Source organism: Maricaulis sp. ABE4_448, assembly GCF_056160825.1.
This window is the reverse complement of the sequence record NZ_JBSWXX010000002.1, coordinates 77039-96692: the sequence shown is the minus strand read 5'-3', so window position 1 is coordinate 96692 and position 19654 is coordinate 77039. Positions and strand designations below refer to the sequence as shown.

Here is a 19654-nt window from a genome sequence, read left to right as displayed (position 1 = left end):
CTCCCTTGTTGAGGCGCCACTATGCGCGCGGCATGCTTAACGCCCGGTGACCGGCGGATCATTCCGTATGACCCCTCATGACATAACGCTGGCAGGGACCTCACCCCGCCTGCACCCGCGGCACTGGCCGAGCGGCGCCGGAGTGCGCATATTCGGCGCATGACCAAGCTCACCGTCGACGACACCCTCACTGCGCCCGAAGACTTCGTGCTGGACCAGCTGCCGTCCGCGCCGGCCGCCTGGACGCCGCACCGTCCGGACCGGCCGGAAAAATCCGAAGGCGGCGAGCGCTTCCGCTGTGTCTCCGAATTCCAGCCCATGGGCGACCAGCCGGCCGCGATCGCGGAGCTCGTGGAGGGGCTGACCAGCGGCGAGCGCGACCAGGTCCTCCTGGGCGCGACGGGCACCGGCAAGACCTTCACCATGGCCAAGATCATCGAGGCGGTGCAGCGCCCGGCCCTGATCCTCGCGCCCAACAAGACGCTGGCGGCCCAGCTCTACGGCGAGTTCAAGAGCTTCTTCCCGCACAATGCCGTCGAGTATTTCGTGTCGTATTACGACTACTACATGCCCGAGGCCTATGTGCCGCGCACCGACACCTATATCGAGAAGGAAAGCTCCATCAACGAGGCGATCGACCGGATGCGCCACGCGGCGACCCGCTCGATCCTGGAGCGCGACGACGTGATCATCGTCGCCTCGGTGTCCTGCATCTACGGTATCGGCTCGGTGGAGACCTATACCGCCATGACGTTCGAGCTGAAGCCCGGCGATGAGGTCGATCCGCGCGAGATCATGCGCCGGCTGGTCGATCTGCAATACACGCGCAATGACGCCGCCTTCATCCGCGGCACTTTCCGCGTCCGCGGTGACAATCTGGAGGTCTTCCCGGCCCACTATGACGACCGCGCCTGGCGCATCTCCTTCTTCGGCGACGAGGTGGAGGCGATCACCGAATTCGACCCGCTCACCGGCAAGGCGATGGCCGAGCTGAAGAGCGTGAAATTCTACGCCAATTCCCACTACGTCACGCCCAAGCCGACGCTCAACCAGGCCATCGTCCAGATCAAGAAGGAGCTGAAGGAACGCCTCGCCTGGATGGAGGCCGAAGGCATGCTGCTCGAGGCGCAGCGCCTGCAGCAGCGCACCGAGTTCGACCTGGAAATGCTCGAGGCGACCGGCTCCTGCGCCGGTATCGAGAATTATTCCCGCTATCTGACCGGCCGCAAGCCGGGCGAGCCGCCCCCCACCCTGTTCGAATACATCCCGGAAGACGCCCTCGTCTTCGCCGATGAGAGCCATGTCTCCATCCCGCAGCTCGGCGCGATGTACAAGGGCGACTATAACCGCAAGAAAACCCTGGCGGAGCACGGCTTCCGCCTGCCCTCCTGCCTCGACAACCGCCCGCTCAAATTCGAGGAATGGGACGCCATGCGGCCGCAGACCGTCTCGGTCTCCGCCACGCCGGGCGCCTGGGAGCTGAACCAGACCGGCGGCGTCTTCACCGAACAGGTGATCCGCCCGACCGGCCTGATCGACCCGCCGGTCGAGGTGCGCCCGGTGGCCAAGGACGGCGCCTCCCAGGTCGATGATGTGATCGACGAGGCCCGCGCCACCGCCGAACGCGGCATGCGCACCCTCGTCACCACGCTGACCAAGCGCATGGCCGAGGACCTCACCGAATACATGCACGAGCAGGGCCTCAAGGTCCGCTACATGCACTCCGATGTCGACACGGTGGAGCGGATCGAGCTGATCCGCGACCTGCGCCTGGGCGTCTATGACGTCCTCGTCGGCATCAACCTGTTGCGCGAGGGCCTGGACATCCCCGAATGCGGCCTCGTCGCCATTCTCGACGCCGACAAGGAAGGCTTCCTGAGATCAGAGACCAGCCTCGTCCAGACCATCGGCCGCGCGGCCCGCAATGCCGACTCGAAAGTCATCCTCTACGCCGACACCGTCACCGGCTCGATGCAGCGCGCCATGGACGAAACCGAACGCCGGAGAACCAAACAGCTCGCCTACAACGAAGAACACGACATCACCCCCCGCACCATCACCCGCGGCATCAGCGACATCCTGGAAGAAGTGATGGAGTCGCAAGCGAAGGGGCGCGGCGTCGCGAGCAAGGGGAGAGGCAAGAAGTCCAGCGGCAAGCCGGGCGGGATGTCGGATCGCGGCCAGGCCGCCCTGGGCGGCGAGAACATCACGGCGGTCATTGCGGATCTGGAGAAGCGGATGCGGGAGGCCGCGGCGGATCTGGAGTTTGAGGAAGCGGCCAGGTTGAGGGACGAGATTATGGGGTTGAAGGGGGAGTAGGGGCGGTTTCGCTGTCCATAGCCCGTAGGGCGGAGAAGGGTGGCGGCTTGTCCATCGAAGCCCTGGGAAGGTGGGCGGCGACGTTGAGGGGGGAGGTTGCGGGGTGAGCAGGGACTCACTTGCAGAAAATGCGAAAATCCCACAGAAAAGCGTTGATAAGATCAATCACAAATAGCAATAGAGCGTCACATATCCACGCGAGCACGACTTTGGACAAAGATGCCCTCCTCACCCGCCTTCGGAAAAGAGGCCCTGTTGATTTTGTAGACTGTTGCCTCTTTGACGAATTCGCTTGGTACTTTCCGACTGCAACAAGAAGGCACTATGACGACCTCCGAGCCACGTTGGGCTCTGTTTTTAAGGTTGCTCCGGATCACATCGCTGTTGTCGGAAGCGCGAAATACGGCTTTAGCCTAGCGCCTGAGAAAAATTTTGCCGCGTTCAACCCCGAAAGTTCCGATCTCGATCTAGTTGTTGTTTCGCGAGGTCTTTTTCGTTCCACGTGGAAAAACCTAAGAACTGCTCACTACAATGGGGCTATCAACGCCAAAAACATCTATCAAGGTGACATCTTTAGACGCTTTATAATGCTGGGTAGCGATGACTTCCACGAAACGCACTACCTTAGGGACTTAATGAAGCTTCTTGGAAGATTTCGCAGAGCAGCAACCTCAGAACTCGGAATTGAACAAACCGCAAAATTGAGAATCTACGAAACCTGGAGCGACGCCAAAACATACCACGTTTGGAGTCTCCAAAAACTTGGAGCAAGACATGGGATTCAATAACGAAATACAAACCGAGCGCCCCAACATTGCTGCAATAAATTCCAGCATGTCCAAAGGCGAATATTTTGTCGACAGATCTTATCAAAGACGTCTTGTCTGGACAGACAAACAGAAAGTTCGACTTATTGAGACCGTTATCATGGATTACCCGATGCCAGAAATATATGTATGGGACCAGATGCCTGATGATGAGGGAAATCAGTCATTCAGCATAGTTGATGGACAACAGAGGCTCACAACCATACGCCAGTATATCAGCAACGAGTGGCCACTAAAAAAGTCATATTTGAATGAAGAGCATCGGGAGTCTGATTTCGCAGACTCTTTATGGAAGGACTTACCACAGCACCTAAAGCAAAAAATATTTCAGTACAACATAAACACTAGAAGAATACCCAGCAGCACAACGAAAGACGAGATACGTTCGATATTTGCGAGACTCAATGAAACCGACAGGTCATTGAACCCCCAAGAAATTAGGCACGCTCGTATGAACGGTCTTTTCTTAAGGGCGTCTGAGATACTGGCCAACAGACCGGAGATGACGGACTTAGGCCTTTTCACAATCAGCCGGGCAAGACGGATGGCCGATGTCGAGTTCGCGAGTCAGTTACTAGGTTTCGAGCGGAACGGGATAACAAACGACACCTCCTCGTCCCTCAACACACTTTACGATACTTACACAAATGAATATGAAGAAAGAGAGAGCGACATTGGGGCAATAGTATCCACATTGAAACTAGCCAAAAGATTGTTTGATGACAAAACCATCAAAAATATTTTTTCATCACCAAACAATATTTACACACTTCACGCTTTAGTTCGCAGCGAACCAAAGAAAGATTACCCAGAGTGGTCCGCTAGCTTAGGTGCGTTTTGTAGGGCTTACGAAGACATGCCCAGCGCCATCACTGATGAGGATAAGATCGATGCAAACTTGCTTCTTTTTCGAAAGGGCGCGAGCTCTCGCACACGAAGCAAGTCATCACGGATGGACAGGCTCAACGGTTTGAAGAACTGGATCTCCGACTGGCGGCAACGCCGAGCTGGCTAGACAACCTGTGCACAAATAAGTATGTTCTCGTTTTGTTCTATTGATGCGGCGAGATACTGTATTTAGTGTTCCGCCCAAGAGCGGAGCACAATATGTCGGGACAAATCACCTTCGGATTCGCCGGAAAATCCTCAAACATGCTCACATCGGTGGAGCTATGCGCGGGTGCAGGCGGCCAAGCCATCGGGCTGGAAGGCGCCGGCTTCGACCATGAATGCGTGGCTGAAATCGACGCTGATGCCTGCCGGACGCTCCGGCTGAACCGCCCGGAATGGAATGTCTGGGAAGGTGATATCCGCAAGTTTGACGCCAGTAAGTTCAAAGGCGTCGATCTGGTCGCGGGCGGCTTGCCCTGCCCGCCGTTCTCTGTCGCCGGCAAGCAGCTGGGGGACAAGGACGAACGCAATCTTTTCCCCGCCGCGATCGACATCGTTGATGAGATCAAGCCTGGCGCTGTGATGATCGAAAACGTCCGGGGCTTCCTCGGTGCTGTTTTTGAGGACTACCGCGGCCACCTGAAGCGGGAGCTCCATAAACTGGGTTACTGGTGTGACTGGCGCTTGTTCAATGCGTCCGACTACGGCGTTCCACAGCTTCGGCCGCGTGTCGTCATTGTCGCAATCAAACACGCCTTCAAAGATCACTTTGAGTGGCCCGATCCGTTGCATCACAACCCCAAGACCGTCGGTGAAACGCTAGAAGACCTGATGGCTGCCAACGGCTGGCCTGGCGCGAAAGCCTGGGCTGAGCGGGCCAATGAAATCGCCCCCACCATCGTTGGCGGCTCCAAGAAGCACGGCGGTCCTGACCTCGGACCGACGCGCGCAAAGGCTGCTTGGCAGACTCTCGGCGTGAATGGGAAATCTATCGCTGAAGAAGCTCCAGAACCTGACTTCGTTGGGATGCCGCGCCTGACGGTCCGCATGGTCGCCCGTCTGCAAGGTTTTCCGGACGACTGGCAGATCTACGGAAAGAAAACGTCAGCCTACCGCCAAATCGGCAATGCCTTTCCACCTCCGGTCGCACAAGCCGTTGCAACACGTTTGAATCATGCGCTAACTATGCCCGGGCGAATTCATCAAGTGGCGTGATTCAACGCTTTAGCTTGGCTCCTACTGATCATCCTCCAAATTACGACGCTTACGCTTTTCTCGTTCGAATTCCTTGATGAGAGTGCGATGATCTTCGGGAAGCTCAGCCCATTCCAATAAAGTATAGAACGACTCTTTTTTTCCGTTGATAGCTTTAGCGGTCGTATTTTGAATTTTCCATCCGATAACCGGATAACGAAGCTCCCGCAGACGTTTTTGCCAATCATCTTGCCAATCATCGAAATTGGCGACGAACTCCAGAATTCTTGAATCTACTGGCTCACCTTGTTTTAGTTTTAGTAACGCCCCGATTCGCTCATAAACGGACTTAAATCCTAGAACTTTGGCCATGGTATCGGCGTCGAATGTGGAGAAATAATCCCGCTTCCCTCCATTGCAAGGCTGGCATATTACCCAAAGATTGGGTTCTTCTGTACGCCCTCCCCAATTCCGTGGGATCTTGTGATCAATTTGCAGCTTTATCTTATCTTCCGAGATAGTCTTTCCACACATTTGACATCGGCCATTGGCGTGGTTCAGCAACCGAGCTCGTAGCGCCCCCGAAACGATCCCTTCATCTGCATATGGCTCCTTACGCCTGCCACAAAAAAAGTATCGTTGTTCACCGTGCACGCGCCGCAAGGGAACCTCGTAGTAGGGCCGCAGCGTTCGAATTCGCCTTCCGAGTTGTTCTTGAGAGCCCCCCAAGTCCAACTCGCGCCTCACATCCTGTACAGTCAAACCCTGTGGATTTGCTTTCAGAAGATCGCGGATACGGATCTGCAAATCCGTCAATTTTGGCTCACTATTCAATTCACCGCCCCATTTTGACCCCACGACATCTATAAGGCGGACACTAAAGTTCTTGCAACCTCAATGAATTAGAATGACCGACAAGCTTTCCCCCGAACGCCGCAGTGCCAATATGGCTGCGATCCGGTCAAAAGACATGAAGCCGGAAATGCTAGTCCGGTCGCTGGTCCACCGGCTAGGCTACCGCTTCCGCCTGCACCGCAAGGATCTGCCTGGAAAGCCCGATCTTGTGTTCGGACCACGGCGAAAAGTGATCTTCGTCCATGGATGCTACTGGCATCAACATACAGATCCGGCGTGTCTGGATGGCCGTCCGCCAAAGTCAAACACCTCGTACTGGCTGCCCAAGCTTCAACGCAACGTCGAACGAGATGCGTCAAATATTGAGACGCTGGAAGCGCTGGGCTGGTCGGTAATGGTCATATGGGAATGCGAAACCAGACGCGACGATCTTGCGGAGCGGCTCGAAGCCTTCCTTGAGGCAAAACCCACTCCCCACCCATAACCCGCATGCTGGATGCGGCAGAGCCGGGCTTATTAGCCGTCCTCGAGTGGCCGCTGCGCGGCCGCCCCTCACCCTGCCCTCTCCCCGGTGGGGGAGAGGGGGTGCTGGGTCCCAGGGGCTCGCCCCGCTTGCGGGGGAGCTGTCCGCGTTAGCGGACTGAGGGGGCGGTGCGAAAGCGCCGCGGAGCGCGGCAGCGCGCAAGCGGGTGGAGGGCTTCGTGCTGTTTCCTCCCCATTTCATGGGGAGGTGGATCGCCGCAAGGCGGCGAGACGGAGGGGCGCCGCGTCAGCGGCGGTGTGTTGATGCCTGGCTCTTCCGTTTCCCGGCGCTCCGCGCCGGCCCCTTCGACCCGATGCTGCGCATCGGCCCACTTCCCCACGCGGTGGGGAAGAAAGAGAGAGCGGCGTTTCAGATGCAGGCTCAACCGGGCGCCGGGGAAAGTGGAGCGTTGGAGAAAGAGAGCGCCACCTCATCTCCACGGCGCGTCCGGCACGAAGGGGATGCAGGCCGCTATGTCTGGCCGTCGCCGGTGCGATCCAGCCAGCGCGACAGCAGGCGGGCATTTCTCAGATTGGCCTTGAAGCCCAGGTCGAACAGATCGCCCAGCACCGGAATGGCGCCGATCACCAGGTCGAGCCCGGTATTGATCGCCATGCGGATAATGAGATGCGCCGGCGCGCCCAGCGCCACGGCGCGGGCGATTATCCAGACCGCCGGGGCGAACATGGCGAGATCGCCCACGCCCGGCACGAGGCCGATCAGGCTGTCCAGTCCGAAACGGATGCCGGTGCCGGGAATGACAAAGCGCGCATCGAGCCAGCGTGCCAGCCGCTCGATCCGCGCCTTCTCATCCGCCCGCGAGACGGGAAGTTTCGCCATGGGTCGATCTCTAACGGCGCGCAATAATCCACACAGCATGCACGATGCCCGGAATATAGCCCAGAATGGTCAGGATGATATTGATCCAGAACTGGGCGCCGATACCCACTTGCAGGAAGACGCCCAGGGGCGGCAGGAGGATGGCGGCGATGATGCGGAAGATATCGCCACCGGTGACGGTCTGTTCTTGTGCCATGACATGCGTCCCTTCTGATTGATCCTGCACTTGCAACGTGCGGACGCAGAGAAGCGTTCCCGCGCGGCCTGCAGCACGTGCATCGCAGCAGACTGCGACAATACGGCGAAAATTCGCCTCAAATCCGGGTGCCGCGCTGAACCGCGCCGCAAGACATCGCTGGTTTCATCGGCGGCGGATGCACCAGAGGGATCGTCCAGGACGGACGGGTTGAGAGGTGAGCGATGTCCGAAGAGAAACCGCGCCGGCGAACCGCCCAGGTCGTCGTGTTTGCCTCGCAGAAGGGCGGGTCCGGCAAGACCACCGTGTCGGCCCACATGGCCGTCGAGGCCGAGCGCTGCGGCGCCGGGCCGGTCGCGCTGATCGACACCGACCCGCAGGGCTCGATGGCGAAATGGTGGAATGCGCGCGCCAGCGAGACGCCGGCCTTCGCCCAGGTCTCGGTGCCGGATCTCGGCCGCGATATCGATTTTCTCGAGCGCGCCGGCTACCGGCTGATCGTGATCGACACGCCGCCGGCGGTCACCTCCACCATCGCCGAAGTGATCACCCATGCCGATCTCGTCGTGATCCCCACACGGCCCAGCCCGCACGATCTGCGCGCCGTCGGGCCGACGGTGGATATCGTGCAGATGCAAGGCAAGCCGCTGGTCTTCGTGGTCAATTCCGCCACGGCACGGGCGCGGATTACCGGCGAGACCGCTGTCGCCCTCTCCCAGCACGGCACCGTCGCCCCGGTCACGCTGCACCACCGGGTCGATTTCGCCGCCTCGATGATTGACGGGCGCACGGTGGGCGAGGTCAACGAGACCGGCCGCTCGGCCGGGGAAGTCGCCCATCTGTGGGCCTATTTCGAGGACCGCCTGTTCCGCCTGCGCGGTGGCGCCATGGCGATGCTCGACCGGGCGCCGCGCCAGACCTTCGAACAGGACATCCTCACTCCCGCCCGCGCCGGCATGGCCGGTCTGGACGATGGCGAGGAGGAGGTCGCACTGGAGGACCGGCCGGGTTATGCCCTGCCGCCGCGCTTCGGCATGGGCGGCCAGCCGCCACCGCGTCCCGCATCCCCCGCCGCACCGGAAGCCTCGAACTCGAACTGGGACGGGGTGGAGCGGCGCAAGAGCGATCAGGGTCCGCCGAAGGGTCAGGCCGATCGCCGCCGCCCGCACATGCCCTTCGGACGCCGCCACCTGGCCTGAGGACGGAGACGGTCGATGCGAAAATATGCCAGCCTTCACGCCGGACTGCTTGCCCGCAAGGGCGAGGCCGCGCCCGCCATCCCCTCCGGCTTTGCCGGCGCCAGCTATGTCGACCGGCCGGCCCAGCCTGTCCCGCTGCCCGACGAACGGCGCGATGTCGAACAGCGCAGCGACCGGCCGCTCATCGCCCGCAAACCTGCCGATGGCATGGATGACCTGCCGCCGGCCTGCTGCGGCCGGGGCGATCTGCCCGGCCTTGCCGAGGATCCCCATGCCGGGATCGCGCGTTCCGGCCGCGCCGAAGTGCGGCTGACGGCGGAACAGAAGCGGCGGCTGCGGACTGTTTCGGTGCAGACAGGCCAGTCCCAGCAACGTATCCTGTCAGCCGCGCTGGATGCTTGGCTCGACCGGCTGTGCGAAACGCAGATGCGCCATTGTGCGTGTCTGAAAGCCCGTCCGGAGGCGCCGGACCTGCTTTGACGCATGGCGGCCATGTCCGCGCAACGCGAGAGGTTTTCGATTTCGCCACATTCTCGGCAAAATTATCGTTAAAACGCCCCGTTCTCGTAACATAAGGGCGCAATCGAGGGGGATATGCCGCATTTCTGTTTCATCGCCCCTGCGCCCTCTTCCGATTTCGCTCCGGCCCGGCTTCTTGAGGGGCCGCATTTTCGAACCGCAAAACCGTTTTGCTGAAAATGCTTTGGCCGCGCATCGCTGAGACCGGACCATGCGGCACCGCACCCGTGCGACCGCAGCAGACGAAGAGGGTATCGTGAAGACCAGCTACTCCATGGAAGGGTTCTCGCTGACACTGAATGACGGCATCATCGAGCTCTATACCGACGGCGAACGCAGCCGGGGATCGGAAGAAGGGTCGGCACGCGCCTTCACCACGCTGACGCACCGGATCGACTCGCGCCTGATCATGAATGATGTGCGCCGCGCCGTGTTCAGCATGTCCCCCTTCGAATGGGAAGACTGGATGCGCGCTCTCGCGCGCGTACAACGCGGCTACCAGACCGCCTATGTCGTCCGGCCGGACCAAGTGGCAACAGTGCGGAAATTCATCGAAGCGCATGAACGCCTGGGCGATACGGCCGCCTGGTTCACGTCCAAAGCCGCCGCCCGCGCCTGGTTGAAAGGCTAGAGCAGGATCGTTTCCTGCGGAATCGACCCTGCCCCGGGATGCTGGGTGGTCGCGTGATCGAACCGGTGAACCGGTGCCCACTTCACCTGATCACGCTCTGGTAACCCCGCTTACTGCACCGGCCCGCCGGCCCCTCCGGCCAGCCGCTCCGCCAGGATCGCCTCCATCTCGCCCAGCCGCGCCGCACTGTCGGCCGCCTCGAGCAGGCGCTGCCGGTCGAGCGCACCGAAGGGCGCCGACATCGACAACTGATCGACCACGGTGACAAGCGGCGCTTCGGCGACACTTTCCCAGTCCGCCGCCACATGTTCGCTCTGGAACCAGGCCTGCAGCATGCCGATCAGACGGGTTCGGTCCGCCTCCACCGCGCGCCGCGGCTCGATATCCATGAAAAAAGGACCGTAATTGGCCTCGGCCACGCGATAGGGCGTCTGCGTGTCCGCCTCGCCGGTCAGGACGAAACGGCACACACCGGTCAGCGCGATCAGATAGCGGCCATCATCGGTTTCCTCGAAATGGTCGAGACGGCCCGCCGTGCCCACGCCGGCCAGGGCCGGGCGATCCGGCGTCCCGCCGGGACGGACCTGGATGATGCCGATATGCCCGTCCCCGGCCCGCACATCGTCCAGCATGTTGAGATAGCGCGGTTCGAACACGTTAAGTGGCAGCCGCTCACCAGGCAGCAGGATCGTGCCACCCAGGGGAAAGAGCGGCAGTTCGTCCGGGAGTGTGCGTGTCTTGCTCATACCGGAGGAAATAGGCCCCGGGCCCGGCCACGCCAACCCCGGCTAGTCGGCAAAGGCGCTGCAAGGCGCCTCGGGAGCCAGATGGCAGCCGGCCTCGACATAGGGTTTCAGCCGCGCACCGATGAAGTGCTGCCACACATTGCGGACGACGCCTGCAAGCTCCGCATCGACCTCGCCCGACACGTGCAGCTCGACCGTGAAACGCGTGGCCTCGCCCTCCGCGGCCTCGTCCAGTTGCCAGGAGGAGACGAGATCCACCGCCCGGCCGGACAAGCCCAGCGGACCGTGCAGGCGCAGCTGGTTCGGCGCATTCACGAAGATCACCCGCGCGTGCAGGCTGCCATTTTCGCTGCCGGCTTCGAAGCGCTCGTAGAAACGGCCGTCGAAGCGCGGTTCGATGACCATTTCGGCCGGGTTCTCCGAAAAGCTGTGATCCCACCAGCCGGTTACATCGCCCGTGGCCGCGTCGAACACTTCGCCGACAGGCGCCGCGATCTCGACCGTGACCGATGTCACGAAACCCTGCGGCTCGAAGGCCCGCACCTCGACCGGCTCCTGGACGGCCGCCAGGCCCGCCACCAGCGTCATCAGCGCAAACATCATCCTGCCCTCCCCGTTCTGCCGGGAAGATTAGAGCATTTTCAGCAAAAGTGGGGACCGGTTTTGCGGTCCGAAAATGCGACCGCTCAGGATCCGGCATTTTCAGCAAAAGTGGGCACCGGTTTTGCGGTCCGAAAATGCGCTGAAGTGGCTTCAGACGTCCGGGTCGGCTTCGTCCCAGGAAAAATGCGTGATCTGTTCCAGCTTCGGAACCGCTTCTCCGGGCGCCAGCAGCCGGACCTCGCAGCGCAGCACACAGGCTTCACCCTGGCTGCATACAGGCGTCACGGTCGCGACGCCCGCTGCCGACAGTCCATTCCGGTGCGCGGTCACCGCCAGCTTGGCGTACTGCACGCGGCCGCCGAATGCACCCTCTCCGACCAACCGGTCGAGCATGCGGTCGATATCCCGTCCCAGCTTGCCCCGCAGGGGTTTACCCAGATCGGCCGGCGTCAGAAGGGGAAACAGGCGATAGCTGTCATGGCTGAGCAATTCGACGACGACTTCACCATCACGCATCGTCAGCAGGCCACACAGGTTGGGACTCTCGACAACACTGGTGCGTACGGCGGCGCTCATCCGCTCACCCGGCGAGACCAGAAGGCGGCGCCTTAGCTTGGCCTTTATATGCGCCGGGGGCTGGGCGACGCTCCGCTCCCATTGCGACACACTGGCCTGACTGACCCCGAGCTGTTGTGCCAACGCGTCCTGTTTGAGATTCTCCAGAAAACGTAACTCTTTGATTTTACGCGACCAATCCATTACTCAGTAACCGCAATTTTTATATGTCTTTATACGAAGCTACCAAGCGCATCTGACTCCGCCAAGCCAGAAGTATTTTACTATCAAGGCACCTCGTGCTCTGCGGTTATACGTCTGAACTCGGAACCGGATTTCACAAGCCGGTGGGCGTTGTGCACCAGCGTTTCGAACGTCGCGGACTCCGGTTCGGGTATCCAGGGCAGGCGGCGCTGGATCTTCGGTGCATCGCGGACAACCACGCTCCAGTCGGGAAACAGCCGCTCGGCAACTTCCTCGAAGCCGGCCAGGACCAGGCCGCCATGGCGGCTGTCATTCTGGATCCGGCAAAAAGTGTTCGACAGCGTGCCGCGCGGCCCTTCGAGAATCTGCACAAAGAGATTGCCGTCGACAACAAGCACACCGCTCAGGGCGCGCTTGGGATTGTTGCGCAGCCCGGCCGTCAGGATAGAGCGGAGGACACCGTTGTTTTCGTCCGGCGTGTCGAAATACCAGTTGCGGCGGCTGAAGAAGGCGAGGCGGCACAAGAACATCATTGCCCCCCTATTCCACGCGCAAGGACAAGCGGAAAACAGGGCGAACCGGGCGTTCAGTTGCAGGCATCTGTCCCTCCCGTGACAAGATGCCCGAGACGTTCGGCTCACCCTGTTAACATCCACTTAATTTTGACGATTATTGTCTTTTATTTTCAACGATTTAAACGTAGTATATTATTATTCTGCCACAAGTTGTGTCGCCCCCATCATGTCGGCCTTGCCCAGCGACACCCCGATCGTGCGCAGGATGTTGTAGGCCGTTGCGGCATGAAACAGGGTGTTGGCGAGCACGTAGTTCTGCAGATAACGCCCGCGCGGCAGGGTCAGATCGCCGAGCGCGCCCGCGGGAAAGGTGATGGCGCCCTCGGGATCGGCATTCAGGGCCGCCGGATCGAGCGCCCAGATTGCTTCACGCGCCTTTGCGAGCCGGAGACGCAGCGCCTCGAAGGACGTCTCGTCATCGGGCATGGAGACCGGATCACGCCCGGCCAGCCGCGAAAGCCCCCGGACGGAGAAATCGCTGACAAGCTGGATCTGGCTTGTCAGGGGATACATGTCGGCAGCCAGACGCCAGCCCAGATAGACCGTCTCGTCGACACCGCGCTCCTTTGCGTGCGCCGCGCCCTTGGCCAGGATGGTGTCGAGCGCCCGGAATGTCTGATCGAGCTGGGTACGCGCGATGTCGGACAGGTTGATGGTCATGGTTTCCTCCCGCAAGACCGATTGACCGGCAGGAAGTGGGGAGCCGGTTCGGTGTTGCAAGAGAATGGAGGGCATGCGCCGATGTCGCTGGACACGCCTGTCCCCGGCCGGGCAGCCGGGGACATGAGCGTCGTCGAGGCCGGCTAGATTCGGTCTCCGAAGCGGCAGACCGGATCGCCATTGGCGTCCCAGGCGGTCAGCCGGGCGGAGAAGTCCGCACCGGTATCGATCAGGAGATCGGACACCGCGACCGCGCCGTCACCGGGCGGCACATCGCCTTCCTGGACGATATCGAAACCGCCACCGCCGGTGCGCTGGGTGACAACCATGCGCCAGCTCTGTGTCCGGGACGGGGCGCTCCACGCCGTCAGCAGAAGACCGTCAGAGGTCTGCGAGACATCGATGCCACAGGCCGCCTCGCCGCCGCGGATATGATCCGAAACGAAATCGGGAAGCGGATCGGCCTGGGCGGCGAACCAGAGGCCGGCGGCCGAAGCGGCCGATGCGAGAATTGCCAGTTTAACTGTCATGACAGCCTCCTTTTGCTTGCTGTCTTCCTGTCCCGGACGGGTCCCGGGAAGCCTGGCAGCCAGGCTTCCCCGGGACGGTCGCCGGGCTAGTGGTCCCCCTGGATAACCAGGGTCACATTGCCGCTGCCCGTCTGGGTCACGCGGGCGTTCTGGCCATTGCCGACCTGGATCACGCCAGCAGCGTTGTTCGAGCCGTACTGGTCGGTCACGGCCGTGTTATTCGCACCCATCTGCGAGATGCCGGAGATGTTGCGGCGGCCAGTCTGGATATTGCGGGCGTAATTGTTGCGGCCCTGCTGGCCGACCACAGCGTCATTGTCGCGGCCGTACTGGTCGACATGGGCCTCGTTATAGCGCCCGCGCTGGCCAACCGTGGTGCCGTTGCGTGCGCCGTCCTGGATGACGGTGACATACTGGCGCTCGCCGCGCTGGTTGATCACCATGTGCTGGCGATAGCCCGTCTGACGGCCGGCGATGTCGTTGCGGTAGCCTTCCTGGGCGATGCTCACGCGGTTGCGCGATTGCGCCTCGGCGGCACCCACCGTTCCAAGAACCGAAACCGCCGCGAGGGCGCTGGCGATGAGAAGACGTGCTTTCATGATCTGTACTCCTTCCAACTGGCCGACGCCCAATGCATCGAAGCCTGACCCTTGTTTAGCGAAGGCCCGATGAGCGGATGCTGAGAGCCGCGTTCAGACTTCGATCAGGAGGATGAACGCCAGCTGACCCGGCTTGTCCGTTTCAAAAAAACTGGCCCGGAACAGGATGTTCCGGGCCTTCAGTCGGGGTCGCATGGAGAGCGGCTGAAGCTAGTATCGGCGTGCGAGGGGCTGCCGGACGGGCGCCGGTGCGCTCAGGCCCGGGCGGGCAGACGGAGCCGGACGCAAGGCACCGATGCCGATCGCGTCGACGCGGCGGCTGGTGCAGATCCGGCGCCCGCGCGCATCATAGACGTCCAGCTGGGCGGCGATGCGCGACGGGTCCACCTGGGTCGCACCCATCTGCGGTCCGGGCGCGCGCATCTGGATGAAGTGACGCTCCAGCTGCGACTCGGCGAGCACCGTCTCGTGGCGGCCGCGGCTGTCATAGTCTCCGGCCAGCTCAGCCAGCACGGCATTGCCGGGCCCACGGCGCCAGAGTGTCAGCGTGTAATGGCCCTGATGACCGCCCTCGACTTTCGCCAGAAGCGGACCGGAGCGGTAGGCGCGATAGAACTGCAGGCCGCAGGCTTCGCCGGCGGCCAGCGGCACACCGCGGACCCCGTCGACCACGGGCACGGTCTGGGCCGATGCCAGGCCGGGCAGGCTCAGCATGGCGGCCAGGGCGGCTGCGGCGATGGATCGTGATGATTTGCGCGGCATGTCGGTCGTCCTCTCAAATGATACGAGGACACTATCGCGCAGCGGCGCTGAGCCTGCGATGACCCGTCCGGTCAGCTGGCGTTCATCTTTGTCGCCTGGTGGCGGGGATCAGGACGCGGCGGCCGTGCGACGCGGGGCCGCCGTGGCATCACTGCCGGTATCAGGCAGGACAATCGAGGCCTCGACCGTATTGCCTGTGCCCAGCCAGTTCACCTGCGAGAAGCCCATCGAGCGGGCCAGACGGGCGGTCTTGCCGCGATAGCCGGCGCGGGCCGGATTGGCCATTTCCGCAGTCTCTGCATCGATGCCCTGCCCGTCATCCTGCACCAGCACGCTGATCGTGCGCATGCCGCGATGAACGCCCACCCGAACGCGCCGGCCGGCAAAGGCGGGCTCCGCCATGCGGGCAGCCAGCTTGCGCGACCAGCTGCCATCGGCGAGCCCCTTGGCCTTCTCGGTCGCGTCAAATTCCAGATTGCCGTGCTCGATCCCGTTCGCAATCAGCACATAAAGACCGACGGCGGCCCGGCGCGGGTCCGGACAGGCATGGCCGATGAACATCGCGACATCGCGCGCCTGCTCCAGCGTCTGCACGGAAAACTCGCCGCCCGCAAAGGCGGCCATCGCACCATGGCCGATATCCTGCCGGTGCGGCACGGCGAGCGAATAGGCCCGCCAGGCCCGAAGGCCTTCGATGGCATTGGTCAGCGTGCCGGCATCGGTGTCGTGATCGAGGAAGACGTCGGCACCGGCCCGGCGGGCGGCTGCGGTCACCAGCAGGGAAACCTGGCCGGGGGCGGCATTGCCCTTCGCCTCGGCGATGCGCGCGGCGTGGGCGTCGTCGGCAACGACCAGCGCGACGGGGCCCTCCTCGTCCATGGTCGGACCCATATAGACCGTCATGCCCAGCCCCTTGGCCAGGGCCCGCGACACGACACGGGTGCGGTTACTGTCGGCCATGCACAGCCAGATACGGTCAGGTGTGCCGGTGTCGGCGATCGCCATGTCGTCTCCGCTTCGGGTTTCGGCGCATTTCGCGTTTCACCGGAGCATGACGCGATATGATTAACAATGACTGTCCCGCGCTGTTCGCGCGAATACACGCTGACGACGAGACTGCTGACGCCATGCTGTCAGGGCGAAGGGCGTAAGAACATTGGGTGAACGGCGCTGCGCGGGGCAGTGCCGACGATCGGGATCCGCCCACCATGTACGTCCTCTACACCTTCCCCTTCTCCCAGCACGCCCGGCGCGTCATCACGCTGCTGGAGGCCGAGGGCCTGCCCTGGACCGCCCGCCATGTCGCAATGGACAAGGGCGAGCACCTGTCCGACGCCTATCTGGCCATCAATCCCAACCACCAGGTTCCGACCCTCGTCGAGGGCGATCTGAAGATCCACGAATCCACCGCCATCCTGCGCTTCCTGTGCAATCGCCATGCGCTGGAAAACTGGTACCCCTCGCCACCCACCGTGCGCGCGCAAGTCGACCAGTGGACCGACTGGTGCCAGAGCCGCATGGCCCCGGCGGTGACCGATATCGTGTTCAACTCGGTCTTCGCCCCGCGGGAACTGCGCAACGGGGATGCGATCGCGCGCGGCAAGTCGCGCATGGCGGAACTGGCACCGATGATCGAGAAACGCCTGGCCGACCGGGCCTGGATCGCCGGCACCGCCTCGCCGACCATCGCCGACCTGACCATTGCCAGCAATATCGCCCAGCTGGGCCTCGCCGGCTGGCGGCCGGCGACGGGACGGCTGAAGGACTGGTATGCGCGCATGTGCGCCATCGAGGCCTTCACCAGTGCACTGCCGGAGATGGAAGGAGCGTGATCAGGTGAAGTGGGACCCGGTTCACCGGTTCGATCACGCGACCGCTCAAGTAGAGCGTGATCAGGTGAAGTGGGACCCGGTTCACCGGTTCGATCACGCGACCACCCAAGTAGAGCGTGATCAGGTGAAGTGGGACCCGGTTCACCGGTTCGATCACGCGACCCAAAAAAACCCGGCGCCGCCTAGTAAGCGCGTTCGACCACGAAGTCGGCGAGATCGCCCAGCGCCCGGCGCCAGGCATTGTCCGGGAAACCGGACAGGGCCGCCCGGGCGCGGGCTGCGTGATCGCGGGCTTGCTCGACCGTGGCGGCCAGGGCGCCGTGTTCGTTCATATAGTCCAGCGCCCGCTCGAAATCGCCGTCCGTCTGATCGGTCTCGGCAATCACACGGCGCCAGAAGGCGGCCTCGTCCGGACCGGCCTGTTTCAGGCTCAGCGCGACCGGCAGGGTGACCTTGCCCTCGCGGAAATCATCCCCGGTCGACTTGCCCAGCTTGGCGGCTGCCCCGCCATAATCCAGCGCATCGTCGACCAGCTGGAAGGCCAGGCCCAGTTCGCGGCCATAGGTTTCCAGCGCGGCTTCCTCGTCGCTCGGACGGGCCGCGACAATGCCGGAGACCTGTGCCGCGGCGGCAAAGAGCGCGGCGGTCTTGGCGTCGATGATCTGCATATAAGTGTCGACGGAAACGCCGATATCCTTGACCGCGGAGAGCTGGCGCACCTCGCCCTCGGCAATCGTGGACGCAGCGGCGGACAGCACGCCCAGCGCCTTCATCGAGCCGGCCTCGACCATCAGCGAGAAGGAGCGCGCGAACAGGAAGTCGCCGACCAGCACGCTGGACGCATTGCCCCAGACCAGATTGGCCGCGACCTTGCCGCGCCGCATGCCGCTCTCGTCGACGACATCATCGTGCAGCAGGGTGGCGGTGTGGATGAATTCCACGGCAGCCGCCAGCCGGATCGGCGCCATGTCGGTATGGCCGAGCATGTTGGCCGCGGCGACCGTGATCATCGGGCGCACGCGCTTGCCGCCGGCCTCGATCAGGTAGCGGGCCAGTTCCGGGATCAGCGCGACATGGCTGTCCAGACGCTCGAGAATGAGCGCGTCGACACGGCGCATGTCGTCATAGGCCAGGGTGGCCAGGCGTTCGGCGGCGTTCTCACGCGCCGGAACGTCTGCCGCGTCGGCTTTCAGCATGCTGTCCAAGCCAGCTTCCTCTTGCACCCGGTGAAACGGATCGAGACAATAGAAATCCGATCCCCGCGCGGCAAGCCGCGGAGGCGGTGACGAAACAGCACAGGGAATGAAAAGCCCGTGAAAGATGTCCTCAAGACCGCCGATCCGGTGAAGCTCTCCTTCGCGCGCTCGGTGCTCAGCGACGCCGGGATCGAGAGTTTCGTGCTCGATGAGGGCATGGCCTCGATGTATGGCGGCGGCATTGAATTCGTGAAGAAACGCCTGTCCGTCATCGACGAGGAGGCTGATCGCGCCCGCCAGCTGATCGACGAAGCGCTGGCGGAGCGCGAATGAGCACGGCGGAGAAGATCACCGAGGACCGGCTGCTGGACGGCCAGGTGCTGCTGCGCCAGGGGGCAGACGGCTATCGCGCCGGCATGGATGCCGTGCTGCTGGCCGCGGCCATCGATGCCCGCCCCGGCGACCAGCTGGTCGAGTTCGGCTGCGGAGCCGGTGCGGCGCTGCTGTGTGCAGCCTGGCGGATGCCCGGCGTGCGCATCACCGGCTATGAGAAGAATGCTGCCGCGGCCGGGCTGGCGCGCGAGAATGTCGCCGCCAACGCGCTGGACGGCAATATCGAGATCGAGACGGCGGACATTGCCCGCCTGGGCGCCGGGCACGGTGCCGACCAGGTCTTCTTCAACCCGCCCTATTTCGACGATCCGGGCGTTCTGCGCGCGCCCAAGGACGGCAAGCGCGACGCCTGGCTGTCGGGCAGCGCGCCGCTGGGCATCTGGATCCAGGCCGCCGCGCGCAGTCTCAACGCCAAGGGAAAGCTGACCCTGATCCACCGCGCCGACCGGCTGGGCGATATCTGTCACGGGCTGGAGAAGAGTTTCGGCTCGGTCGTGATCAAGCCCGTCCATCCGCGCATCGACAAGCCGGCCAAGCGCGTCATCGTCTCCGCCCGCATCGGCGGACGCGCCCCGCTGGTGCTGTTGCCGCCCCTCATCCTGCACGCAGGCGAGCGTCACACACCCGAGGCCGAAGCCATAATGCGCGGCCGCGCCGTGGTGGAGATGGGCGGATGATCGCCATGTCACGTCTCATCCTTCCCCTTGATGGGGAAGGATGGTGGTCCCGGCGCTTTATAGAGAGTATCAGCACCCCATGATCGCCACCGCGCTCCTTGTCCTTCTGGCCGTCATTCTCTGGCTGGCTTTCGGGCGCCGGAAGACGGCCAGCCGCGATGCCGCCGCCGATGCGGCGCGCCGGGCGGTGGAGGCGCGGCTCAATGACGGTGCTGCGCCGCAACAGGAAGCGCAGCGGGACAGGGACTCCCGTGCTTGATTAGGCGGGCGGGCTTGCCTAGTGTCCGCCCGATTTCTGCCGCGTATTCTTTCGCCGGGACTTTGAGAT

General features: G+C 62.6%; 23 protein-coding genes and 1 pseudogene. 11 read left to right on the top strand and 13 right to left on the bottom strand.

Annotated features, from left to right (window positions below):
- Positions 1 to 159: 159 nt before the first annotated feature.
- The 3 genes from uvrB to ACXAJV_RS06925 all read left to right on the top strand — a co-directional run bounded on the left by uvrB (position 160) and on the right by ACXAJV_RS06925 (position 5252).
- Positions 160 to 2319, top strand: a complete 2160-nt coding sequence (gene uvrB, locus ACXAJV_RS06935) for an excinuclease ABC subunit UvrB (protein ID WP_475083519.1) — start codon at positions 160 to 162, stop codon at positions 2317 to 2319.
- A gap of 774 nt (positions 2320 to 3093) precedes the next feature.
- Positions 3094 to 4161 (top strand): GmrSD restriction endonuclease domain-containing protein, encoded by a 1068-nt coding sequence (locus tag ACXAJV_RS06930; protein ID WP_475083516.1) that lies wholly within the window; start codon positions 3094 to 3096, stop codon positions 4159 to 4161.
- A 137-nt stretch (positions 4162 to 4298) separates the two neighbouring features.
- On the top strand, positions 4299 to 5252 hold the full coding sequence (locus ACXAJV_RS06925; protein ID WP_475084422.1) for a DNA cytosine methyltransferase: 954 nt from the start codon (positions 4299 to 4301) through the stop codon (positions 5250 to 5252).
- Positions 5253 to 5273: 21 nt separating this feature from the next.
- Here the strand turns inward: ACXAJV_RS06925 and ACXAJV_RS06920 are convergent, their stop codons facing one another.
- Positions 5274 to 6047 carry an HNH endonuclease gene (locus ACXAJV_RS06920; RefSeq protein ID WP_475083514.1) on the bottom strand — a complete coding sequence of 258 codons (774 nt, stop codon included), beginning with the start codon at positions 6045 to 6047 and terminating at the stop codon, positions 5274 to 5276.
- 91 nt (positions 6048 to 6138) lie between these two features.
- Here ACXAJV_RS06920 and ACXAJV_RS06915 point away from each other — a divergent pair, with 91 nt between their 5' ends.
- The gene (locus ACXAJV_RS06915; RefSeq protein WP_475083512.1) at positions 6139 to 6570 is read left to right on the top strand and encodes a very short patch repair endonuclease; all 432 of its coding nucleotides are present in this window, start codon (positions 6139 to 6141) and stop codon (positions 6568 to 6570) included.
- Between the two features lie 510 nt (positions 6571 to 7080).
- Here the strand turns inward: ACXAJV_RS06915 and ACXAJV_RS06910 are convergent.
- Together ACXAJV_RS06910 and ACXAJV_RS06905 are read right to left on the bottom strand one after the other, a co-directional pair.
- Positions 7081 to 7449, bottom strand: a complete 369-nt coding sequence (locus ACXAJV_RS06910) for a DUF4112 domain-containing protein (RefSeq protein ID WP_475083510.1) — start codon at positions 7447 to 7449, stop codon at positions 7081 to 7083.
- A 10-nt stretch (positions 7450 to 7459) separates the two neighbouring features.
- Positions 7460 to 7645, bottom strand: a complete 186-nt coding sequence (locus ACXAJV_RS06905; protein ID WP_475083507.1) for a YqaE/Pmp3 family membrane protein — start codon at positions 7643 to 7645, stop codon at positions 7460 to 7462.
- A 224-nt stretch (positions 7646 to 7869) separates the two neighbouring features.
- Here ACXAJV_RS06905 and ACXAJV_RS06900 point away from each other — a divergent pair.
- The 3 genes and pseudogenes from ACXAJV_RS06900 to ACXAJV_RS06890 form a co-directional block, all read left to right on the top strand.
- Positions 7870 to 8511: pseudogene (locus ACXAJV_RS06900) on the top strand (AAA family ATPase); the annotation flags it as partial.
- Between the two features lie 348 nt (positions 8512 to 8859).
- A complete protein-coding gene (locus ACXAJV_RS06895) occupies positions 8860 to 9324 on the top strand; it encodes a hypothetical protein (RefSeq protein WP_475083504.1) in 465 nt (154 codons plus the stop codon).
- Positions 9325 to 9574: 250 nt separating this feature from the next.
- Complete coding sequence (locus ACXAJV_RS06890; RefSeq protein WP_475083502.1) at positions 9575 to 9994, top strand: hypothetical protein; 420 nt, start codon at positions 9575 to 9577, stop codon at positions 9992 to 9994.
- Between the two features lie 110 nt (positions 9995 to 10104).
- Here ACXAJV_RS06890 and ACXAJV_RS06885 read toward each other — a convergent pair whose 3' ends face one another.
- The 9 genes from ACXAJV_RS06885 to ACXAJV_RS06845 form a co-directional block, all read right to left on the bottom strand.
- Positions 10105 to 10740: an LON peptidase substrate-binding domain-containing protein gene (locus ACXAJV_RS06885; protein WP_475083500.1), complete on the bottom strand. Its 636-nt coding sequence runs from the start codon at positions 10738 to 10740 to the stop codon at positions 10105 to 10107.
- 42 nt (positions 10741 to 10782) lie between these two features.
- On the bottom strand, positions 10783 to 11343 hold the full coding sequence (locus ACXAJV_RS06880) for an SRPBCC family protein (RefSeq protein ID WP_475083498.1): 561 nt from the start codon (positions 11341 to 11343) through the stop codon (positions 10783 to 10785).
- A 150-nt stretch (positions 11344 to 11493) separates the two neighbouring features.
- Positions 11494 to 12102: a helix-turn-helix domain-containing protein gene (locus tag ACXAJV_RS06875; protein WP_475083495.1), complete on the bottom strand. Its 609-nt coding sequence runs from the start codon at positions 12100 to 12102 to the stop codon at positions 11494 to 11496.
- An 83-nt stretch (positions 12103 to 12185) separates the two neighbouring features.
- On the bottom strand, positions 12186 to 12635 hold the full coding sequence (locus tag ACXAJV_RS06870) for a BLUF domain-containing protein (protein WP_475083493.1): 450 nt from the start codon (positions 12633 to 12635) through the stop codon (positions 12186 to 12188).
- A gap of 177 nt (positions 12636 to 12812) precedes the next feature.
- Entirely contained in the window at positions 12813 to 13337 is a 525-nt protein-coding gene (locus ACXAJV_RS06865; RefSeq protein WP_475083491.1) for a DUF1993 domain-containing protein, read from the bottom strand.
- Between the two features lie 143 nt (positions 13338 to 13480).
- Positions 13481 to 13867, bottom strand: a complete 387-nt coding sequence (csgH, locus tag ACXAJV_RS06860) for a curli-like amyloid fiber formation chaperone CsgH (RefSeq protein WP_475083490.1) — start codon at positions 13865 to 13867, stop codon at positions 13481 to 13483.
- An 86-nt stretch (positions 13868 to 13953) separates the two neighbouring features.
- Positions 13954 to 14466, bottom strand: a complete 513-nt coding sequence (locus ACXAJV_RS06855; RefSeq protein WP_475083487.1) for a curlin-associated protein — start codon at positions 14464 to 14466, stop codon at positions 13954 to 13956.
- A gap of 210 nt (positions 14467 to 14676) precedes the next feature.
- A complete protein-coding gene (locus ACXAJV_RS06850) occupies positions 14677 to 15228 on the bottom strand; it encodes a hypothetical protein (RefSeq protein WP_475083485.1) in 552 nt (183 codons plus the stop codon).
- Between the two features lie 108 nt (positions 15229 to 15336).
- Entirely contained in the window at positions 15337 to 16233 is an 897-nt protein-coding gene (locus ACXAJV_RS06845; RefSeq protein WP_475083482.1) for a hypothetical protein, read from the bottom strand.
- Positions 16234 to 16436: 203 nt separating this feature from the next.
- Between ACXAJV_RS06845 and ACXAJV_RS06840 the strand changes: the two genes are divergently transcribed.
- Complete coding sequence (locus ACXAJV_RS06840) at positions 16437 to 17060, top strand: glutathione S-transferase family protein (RefSeq protein WP_475083479.1); 624 nt, start codon at positions 16437 to 16439, stop codon at positions 17058 to 17060.
- Positions 17061 to 17242: 182 nt separating this feature from the next.
- Here the strand turns inward: ACXAJV_RS06840 and ACXAJV_RS06835 are convergent, their stop codons facing one another.
- Positions 17243 to 18256 carry a polyprenyl synthetase family protein gene (locus ACXAJV_RS06835; RefSeq protein ID WP_475083476.1) on the bottom strand — a complete coding sequence of 338 codons (1014 nt, stop codon included), beginning with the start codon at positions 18254 to 18256 and terminating at the stop codon, positions 17243 to 17245.
- A gap of 117 nt (positions 18257 to 18373) precedes the next feature.
- Between ACXAJV_RS06835 and ACXAJV_RS06830 the strand changes: the two genes are divergently transcribed.
- The 3 genes from ACXAJV_RS06830 (at position 18374) to ACXAJV_RS06820 (ending at position 19585) form a co-directional block, all read left to right on the top strand.
- Positions 18374 to 18589 carry a putative signal transducing protein gene (locus ACXAJV_RS06830; protein ID WP_475083473.1) on the top strand — a complete coding sequence of 72 codons (216 nt, stop codon included), beginning with the start codon at positions 18374 to 18376 and terminating at the stop codon, positions 18587 to 18589.
- Positions 18586 to 19326, top strand: coding sequence for a tRNA1(Val) (adenine(37)-N6)-methyltransferase (locus ACXAJV_RS06825; RefSeq protein ID WP_475083470.1), 741 nt, complete (start codon positions 18586 to 18588; stop codon positions 19324 to 19326). Before ACXAJV_RS06830 ends, ACXAJV_RS06825 begins: the two co-directional genes overlap by 4 nt.
- Before the next feature lie 79 nt (positions 19327 to 19405).
- Complete coding sequence (locus ACXAJV_RS06820; protein ID WP_475083467.1) at positions 19406 to 19585, top strand: hypothetical protein; 180 nt, start codon at positions 19406 to 19408, stop codon at positions 19583 to 19585.
- Positions 19586 to 19654 lie beyond the last annotated feature (69 nt).